Here is a 7469-nt window from a genome sequence, read left to right as displayed (position 1 = left end):
CGGCACCGCCAATCCGGTGAAGCGCGTCGAGCTGGTCCGCAACGGCCAGGAGCAGCTGCTGGAAGCCGCCGACACCTTCGCCAAGAGCCGCGCCGACCGGCTGCGCCTGGCGTTCCGGATGGCCGGCCTGACGCCATCGGCCTTCGTGCCCAAGAGCGGGTCGCTGGGCGGCCCCCTGATCGAATCCAAGGATCCCCGCGCCCTCGCCGCCGTCCTGGACGTGGACGAGGATTTCGCCGTGCGCATCCAGCGCGCCGCCAAGGACCTGTCCGAGGCCCGCGCCCTCTCCGACGCCGCCCAGACCCTGCCGCTCGCCAAGCCGACTGCGGCGGGCGCCCAGACCAGCGGCTATGGCGTGCGCTTCGACCCCTTCACGCGCCGCCCGGCCCTGCACTCGGGCCTCGACTTCGGCGGCGCCCATGCGGCGCCGATCCAGGCCACAGGTCCCGGCATCGTCTCCTTCACGGGCGTCCGCTCGGGCTACGGCAACACGGTCGAGATCGACCACGGCCGGGGCTTGAAGACCCGCTACGCTCACCTCTCCGCCATCGCCGTGCGCCCCGGCCAACGCGTGGCCCTGGGCCAGCGGATCGGCGCCATGGGCTCCACCGGCCGCTCGACTGGGACGCACCTTCACTATGAGGTATGGGTGAACGGGCGCGCCCAGAACCCGGGCCGCTTCTTGAAGGCCGGTCAGTATGTTCACCAAGGCGACTAAGGCGCCCGAAGCCCCCGCTCAGTCCCGCAAACCCGCCGCGGCGTCGCTGGTCGCGGAGGGCGTGACGATCCGGGGCGACGTCACGACCGAAGGCGACCTGCACCTCGACGGCGGCGTCGAAGGCGACGTCGCGGTGGGCCGCCTCACCCTGGGCGAAAGCGGCTGGGTCGTGGGCGTCGTCACCGCCGAAAGCGTCGAGGTCCGCGGCCGCGTCACCGGCACGATCAGCGCCCGCCAGGTGCGCCTGTGCGCCACCGCCCGCGTCGACGGCGACATCCGCCACACCGAACTCGCCATCGAAGCTGGCGCCCACTTCGAGGGCCGCAGCCTGGTGTTCGCGGAAGCTCCCGCCGAGACGCCGCTGCTGGTCGCCGCCGCGGAATAGTCTACGCCGCGTCGCGCGTCGCGCCGACCCGCTGGGCCAGGGCCGCGCCCATGAACGCGTCGAGGTCGCCGTCCAGCACGCCCTGGGTGTCCGAGGTCTCCACCTCGGTCCGCAGGTCCTTCACCATCTGGTACGGCTGCAGGACGTACGAGCGGATCTGGTGGCCCCAGCCGATGTCGGTCTTCTGGTCCTCGATCGCCGCCTGGGCCGCCTCGCGCTTCTCCAGCTCCAGCTCGTAGAGCCGCGCGCGCAGCATCTTCCAGGCCTGCTCCCGGTTCTGGTGCTGCGAGCGCTGGGTCTGGCAGGCGACGGCGATGCCGGTCGGGATGTGCGTCAGGCGCACGGCCGAGTCCGTCTTGTTGACGTGCTGGCCGCCCGCGCCCGAGGCGCGGTAGGTGTCGGTGCGCACGTCCGACGGATTGATCTCGATCTCGATGTTGTCGTCGATCACGGGATAGACCCACACCGAGGCGAACGACGTGTGCCGCCGGGCGCTGGAGTCATACGGGCTGATCCGCACCAGCCGGTGGACGCCGGCCTCGGTCTTCAGCCAGCCGTAGGCGTTGGTTCCCTTCACCTGCAGCGTGGCGGACTTGATGCCGGCCTGTTCGCCGCTGGTCTCTTCGATCACGTCCACAGTCATGCCGTGGGCCTGGGCCCAGCGGGTGTACATCCGCAGCAGCATGCCGGCCCAGTCGTTCGACTCGGTGCCGCCCGCGCCGGAGTTGATTTCCAGGTAGGCGTCGTTGCCGTCGGCCTCGCCCGAGAGCAGGGCCTCCAGCTCGGCGCGCGCGGCGCGTTCCTTGATCTGCCGCAGCTGGGCGCGGGCTTCCTCGAGGGAGCCCTCGTCGCCCTCCTCGTCCGCCAGCTCGGCATAGCCGATGGCGTCGGTCAGGTCCCGTTCCAGCGACTGAACCGCGTCGATCTGCGCCGCCAGCCGCGAGCGCTCGCGGGAGACGGCCTGGGCCTCGTCAGGGTTGTTCCACAGGGTCGGGTCTTCGACCCGGGCGTTCAGCTCGTCGAGCTTTCGGAGCGCAGGCTCCCAGTCAAAGACGCCTCCTGAGCAGTTCGATCGACTGCTCGATGTCGGCCTTGGCGGCCTCGACATCCAATCTCATGGGACACTCCAGTAGTCAGGCCGGCCGACATAGGCCGCGCCGGTCATCAGAACAAGCCTCGCCTCAGAACAGGTCGGAAAGGTCGTCCTGCTTCTTGGGAGGCGGCGGGGGCGCCACCGCAGCCCCGGCGTTCGGCGCGCCAGTCAGCCCGTCCTGCCACACCTTGCTGTAGGGTTGCGGGCCCCGAGGCATGCCCCCGCCCCCGCCGCCGGTGGGAGCGATCGCCGCCTGCGGCTCGGTGCCGGGTCGGAACGCCTCGCGGATGCCGCGCACCAGGGCGAACTTGGCGTTCGCCGGCGCCTTGAAGGGCTCTGCAGGCTTGTCCTTCAGCGCCTCCGTCATGAACTCGGTGAAGATCGGCACGGCCGAGCGACTGCCGGTCTCCCCCTCGCCCAGGCTGCGGTTGTCGTCGAAGCCGATGAACACGCCCACGACCATCTGCGGCGAGAAGCCCATGAACCAGGCCGAGCGGTAGTCGTTGGTCGTCCCCGTCTTGCCCCCCAGCGGCTTTCCGACCTGTGAGGCGTAGGTCGCCGTGCCCCGTTGGACCACGCCTTCCAGCATGGAGGTGATCTGGTAGGCGGTGATCGGGTCCATCACCTGGGCGCCGGTGCGCGGCACCCGCGGGCTCTCCGCGCCCGAGAAGCCGGCGTCGCACCGCGGGCACTCGCGGCGGTCGGCCCGCCAGATGACCTTGCCGTTGCGGTCCTGGACCACCTCGATCAGGTGCGGCTCGACCTTGCGCCCGCCGTTCAGGAAGGACGAATACGCCGCCGCCATGCGGTAGACGGTGGTCTCGCCCGAGCCCAGCGCCATCGCCAGCACCCGGTCCATCTTGTTGGTCACGCCCATGCGTACGGCCAGGTCGCTGATCCGCTTCATGCCGACGGCCTGCGCAAGGCGCACGGTCATGGTGTTGCGCGACAACTCCAGGCCGCGCCGCAGCGTCAGCGCGCCGTAGTACTCATGATTGTAGTTCTCGGGGCTCCACGCCTGGCCACCCGCCCCGCGCAGGGTGATCGGGGCGTCCAGCACGGTGCTGCGGGGTGTATAGCCGCTCTCCAGCGCCGCGGCGTAGACGATCGGCTTGAAGGCCGAGCCGGGCTGCCGGTAGGCCTGGGTCGCGCGGTTGAAGCTGGACAGCGAGAAGGAATAGCCGCCCACCATCGCCAGCACCCGGCCCGAGTTGGGCTCCATGGCCACCAGGGCCCCGTTCACCGCCGGCACCTGCTTCAGACGGAAACCCGCGCCCTCCTCGTTCGGGGCCACGAAGATCAGGTCGCCGGTACCGATGCCCTTGCCGCGCCGGGCCCAGGCGACGTCCTGACCCGCCAGCGAACCGCTCTGGCCGTCGATGGTCAGCACCTGCACGGTCCCGCCCGCGACGCTGGTCACCACCGCCTGGCGCCAGGAGCGGCGCTCGGCGGGCTTGGCCTTCTTCTTGGCCTCGGCCTCCCAGCCGGCCAGGGTGGTCACCTGTCCCCAGGCGCCGCGCCAGCCGTGGCGGCGGTCGTAGGCCTCCAGCCCGTTCATCAGCGCCAGCCGCGCGGCGCTCTGCAGCCGTGGGTCCAGCGTCGTGCGCATGTAGTAGCCGCCGGCGTTCAGGCGCTCGTCGCCCAGCTCGTCCATGTTCAGCGCGATGCGCCGGACCTCTTCGACGAAATAGTCCGCGTCCCGGTACTGCGACCGCGTCGGCGCCGGCTGGACCTTCAGGTCCTCGGCCATGGCGGCGCGGGCCTCTTCGCGGCTGACCATGCCGAGGTCGGCCATCTGGTCGATCACCCAGTTGCGCCGGGCGATCGCCTGCCGCTTGCGGCGCATCGGGTGGTAGTTGTCGGGGCCCTTCGGCAGGGCGGCCAGATAGGCGCTCTCGGCCAGGGTCAGTTCGCTGACCGACTTGCCGAAATAGTTGTAGGCGGCCGCGCCCACGCCGTACGAGCGGTAGCCCAGCCAAATCTCGTTCAGATAGAGCTCGAGGATCCGCTCCTTCGTCAGCGTGCCCTCCAGCTGCGAGGCCAGGATCGCTTCCTTCAGCTTGCGCCCGATGGTGGCGTCGCTGGTCAGCAGGATGTTCTTGGCCACCTGCTGGGTGATGGTCGAGCCGCCTTCCAGTCGCCGCCCCTGCACCAGGTTCAGCACGTTCTTGGCCATGGCGCGGCCCAGGCCGCCCACGTCGACGCCGCGGTGGCGGAAGAAGCCGTGATCCTCGGCCGCCAGGAAGGCCTGGGCGGTCTGCTTCGGGATCGCCTCGTAGGGCACGAAGATCCGCCGCTCGCGCGAGAACTCGCCGATCAGGGTGCCGTCCCAGGCATAGGCCCGCGTGGCGGTCGGCGGATGGTAGTCCACCAGGTCGCCGGCGTCCGGCATGTCGTGGAACAGCCAGGCGGCATAGATCGCGGTGGCGAAGGCGGCGAGCGCGACGAAGCTCAGGACGATGACCCCGGCCAGGGCCAGCCCGCGCCGGGCCGGCGCGGTCTCGGGTCCAGGCTGTCCTGCGGGGGAATTCAAATCAGACTCGCTCCCAGGCGCGCGGGCGCCGCCAAGTGGCCCGGGTCTAACCTGTGTCGAGCCGGGCGCCAACGGAATCGGGCCCCGCCCGCGTCAGCGCGCCGCGCCTTAATCCTCAGGAAATCGGGATCGGACGCCCTTCGCGCGGCGCCGCGTCACGCGCCGGCGATCAGGTGATCTTGGTCCAGATCTGGCTCTTGCAGAGCAGGCCGCCGATCACGCAGCCCTTCGCGCGCAGGCGCTTGTCGTCCACCGGCTCGGCGATGCCCGTGAAGTTGCGGTTCAGCTCCGGCACGAAGACCTTGCCGCGCCAGACGCCGCGGCGCTCGTCCAGTTCCAGGTTCTTGAGCACCTGCGTGCCGACGAGGTTCGCGGTGCCCGCCTCGCGCGCCTTGGCCTGCGCCTTGGGCGAGGCCCAGATCACGGTGCCGCAAGCCGCCGCGCCGCACGGCCGAATCTCGACCCGCACGTTGTCCTTCGGATTGCGCCAGACGCCGAAGGCGTCGGCGGTTTCCGGCTGGGCCAGCGCGGGCGTACCCGCCACGAAAAACGCCGCGGCTGCCGCGGCGGCGGTGACAACTCGACGATGCATGCGACCGATCTAGGCCATGGCGCCGGCGGCGCAAGACGGTGCGGCGTCGCAGCCGGTCGACTGTGTGCCGCAGGCCACAGGTGGCCAACACAGAAGCCACACGCCGCCGATTAGCGCGCCGCCACCTTCAGCGACTGGCCGAAGTGGCTGTCGATGGCCTCGGCCACCGCGTTCATCAGGCGCGCGCGGCTGGCGGGGTCGCGCAGGCGCGCCTCGTCCTCGGGATTGTTGACGAAGCCCATCTCCAGCAGCACGGCCGGTACGTCCGGGGCCAGCAGCACGACCAGGCCGGCGTCGCGGTGGCTGCGGCGCAGCAGCGGCGTCTCGCCCTCGATGTTGGCCAGCAGGGTCTGGGCGAAGATCGCCGAACGGTTGCGCGTGGCCCGCTGGGTCAGGTCGAACAGGATGTCGCGAACGCCCTGGTCGCCGCTGAGGCTGGCCTTCATGAACCAGTCGTCCTTGCTGACGAACTGGGTCGCCCGGCGCGAGGCCTTGTCCGAGAGGGTGTAGACGCTGGCGCCCTTCAGGCTGCTGGTCGGGCCGGAGTCGGAGTGCAGCGAGATGAACAGGTCGGCGTCGGCGCGCTGGGCGATCCGCACCCGGGTCTCGAGGGGAATGTAGACGTCCGAGTTGCGGGTCATCACGACCTTGTAGCGGCCGGTCTTCTCCAGCCGGGCCTTCAGCGTCTGGGCCGCGGCCAGGTTGATGTCCTTCTCGTAGCCGTGCGCGCCGCTCGCGCCCACGTCCTTGCCGCCATGGCCGGCGTCGATGACCACCACCTTCTTCAGCGCCAGCGGGGGCTTCTTGGCCGGCAGGAACTGGGTGCGCAGCGCCGGCGCCGACTGGGCGGCGGCGGTCCTGGTCAGCGTCGCGCCGGGCGCGGCGGCCCCAATGGTCGCGACATCGATCACATAGCGGTAGTGCGCGATCCCGTCGGCCGGCGGCAGCAGGAAACGACGCTTCACCTTGGCGTCGGCGGTTAGGTCCATCTGCAGGCGCGCCTGGCCCTGCACCTCGTCGACCAGCCAGGCCTTCACCACCCCGCGGCCGGCGCCCTGCAGACCCTCGGGCGCGTCGACGCCGGGCATCATCACCACGACGCGGCGGTCGGCCGCCCCGTCGGAGACCACCTTCACGCTCGCCGACTTGTCGAGGTCGATGACCACGCGGGTCTCGGCCCCGTCGCCGCCCAGGCGGACCTTCAGCAGGGAGACGGTGTCGGGCGCGGCGTGCGAGGCGGCGACGGCGATCAGGCCCAGGCCGGCGGCCGCCGCGGCGAGCATCGCGCGCCCCCGCTTGCCGATCTTCGCCTGCCCTGCCCGCCCAAACATACGCCAGCCCTGTCCGCCACGCGGAGCCGCACCTTGCGACCTCAACAGCCATATACACGCCGCGCCCGTAGACAATCGGTTAACGAGGTCTTTCGCGGCGCACGATGACGCGGCCGGCGCTTTCCTTTTCGGACGCCATGTTGCAAAGTCCGCCCGCGCAGCGACGGCGCGCCCGCTTCGGGCCCGTCAGCCGCGCGTCACGCAAACCGGCGTCGGCCTCGCACGAGACCTTCGGCGACCACGCATCCTCCGATCCGCGCCGCTTCAAGGCGCGCCTAGGAACACACCTGATGGGCTGCGCAGCTCAAGCCAATCCTGGCCTTGCCCCCCGAGACGCCGCTTCCGGCGTCCTCCGGGTCGGCGCGCGCGCCCGTCCCCATCACCGGCAGCGCCCGGGCCTCAGCGCCCATGCCGCGCGCCGCGGAGACTTTCTGTATGCCCAAGACCATGTTGATCGACGCTGCCCACGCGGAAGAAACGCGTGTGGTGGTCGTCGACGGGAACCGCGTTGAAGAGTTCGATTTCGAGAGCCAGAACCGGAAGCAGCTTCGAGGAAACATCTATCTCGCCAAGGTGACGCGCGTTGAGCCGTCGCTGCAGGCGGCCTTCGTCGAGTACGGCGGCAACCGCCACGGCTTCCTCGCCTTCAACGAAATCCATCCCGACTACTACCAGATCCCGGTCGCCGACCGCGAAGCCCTCATGCGCGAAGAGGCCGAGGAGGACGAGGACGACCGTCCCGAGCCCCGGGCCCGCAACGCCGAGGACGAGGACGAGGTCGACCTGGGCGCGTCCGACGACGTCGTCCTCGTCGTCG

6 protein-coding genes and 1 pseudogene are annotated in these 7469 nt (G+C 70.6%); 3 read left to right on the top strand and 4 right to left on the bottom strand.

Annotated features, from left to right (window positions below):
• Both RIF93_RS16725 and RIF93_RS16720 read left to right on the top strand, forming a co-directional pair.
• Nucleotides 1-718 (top strand): peptidoglycan DD-metalloendopeptidase family protein (locus tag RIF93_RS16725; protein ID WP_309092585.1); only part of this gene is annotated, 718 nt, incomplete at its 5' end.
• Entirely contained in the window at nucleotides 699-1103 is a 405-nt protein-coding gene (locus RIF93_RS16720; protein WP_309092584.1) for a polymer-forming cytoskeletal protein, read from the top strand. The genes RIF93_RS16725 and RIF93_RS16720, both read left to right, overlap by 20 nt.
• Nucleotide 1104: 1 nt before the next feature.
• On the opposite strand, the gene prfB is transcribed toward RIF93_RS16720, so the two are convergent.
• The 4 genes from prfB to RIF93_RS16700 all read right to left on the bottom strand — a co-directional run bounded on the left by prfB (nucleotide 1105) and on the right by RIF93_RS16700 (nucleotide 6604).
• A protein-coding gene (gene prfB / locus RIF93_RS16715) for a peptide chain release factor 2 (RefSeq protein ID WP_309092583.1) occupies nucleotides 1105-2221 on the bottom strand; the annotation gives its coding sequence in 2 pieces (ribosomal slippage) (nucleotides 1105-2151 and nucleotides 2153-2221; 1116 coding nt in all).
• Between the two features lie 63 nt (nucleotides 2222-2284).
• Nucleotides 2285-4729, bottom strand: coding sequence for a penicillin-binding protein 1A (locus tag RIF93_RS16710; protein WP_309092582.1), 2445 nt, complete (start codon nucleotides 4727-4729; stop codon nucleotides 2285-2287).
• A gap of 169 nt (nucleotides 4730-4898) precedes the next feature.
• Nucleotides 4899-5321, bottom strand: a complete 423-nt coding sequence (locus tag RIF93_RS16705; protein ID WP_309092581.1) for a DUF2147 domain-containing protein — start codon at nucleotides 5319-5321, stop codon at nucleotides 4899-4901.
• A gap of 110 nt (nucleotides 5322-5431) precedes the next feature.
• Nucleotides 5432-6604, bottom strand: a complete 1173-nt coding sequence (locus RIF93_RS16700; protein ID WP_309092580.1) for an N-acetylmuramoyl-L-alanine amidase — start codon at nucleotides 6602-6604, stop codon at nucleotides 5432-5434.
• 483 nt (nucleotides 6605-7087) lie between these two features.
• On the opposite strand from RIF93_RS16700, the pseudogene RIF93_RS16695 reads away from it, so the two are divergent.
• A pseudogene (locus RIF93_RS16695) lies at nucleotides 7088-7469 on the top strand (S1 RNA-binding domain-containing protein); the annotation flags it as partial.

The organism is Phenylobacterium sp., from assembly GCF_031181185.1.
Taxonomy (GTDB): Bacteria; Pseudomonadota; Alphaproteobacteria; order Caulobacterales; family Caulobacteraceae; genus Phenylobacterium.
Note: the sequence above shows the minus strand (reverse complement) of the source record. Positions and strands in the feature narration are given on the sequence as shown.

Excerpts from the sequence above, each read along its gene's own strand:
- RIF93_RS16720 (WP_309092584.1), top strand. The coding sequence starts at position 699 with ATGTTCACCAAGGCGACTAAGGCGCCCGAAGCCCCCGCTCAGTCCCGC.
- RIF93_RS16705 (WP_309092581.1), bottom strand. The coding sequence starts at position 5,321 with ATGCATCGTCGAGTTGTCACCGCCGCCGCGGCAGCCGCGGCGTTTTTC.
- RIF93_RS16700 (WP_309092580.1), bottom strand. The coding sequence starts at position 6,604 with ATGCTCGCCGCGGCGGCCGCCGGCCTGGGCCTGATCGCCGTCGCCGCC.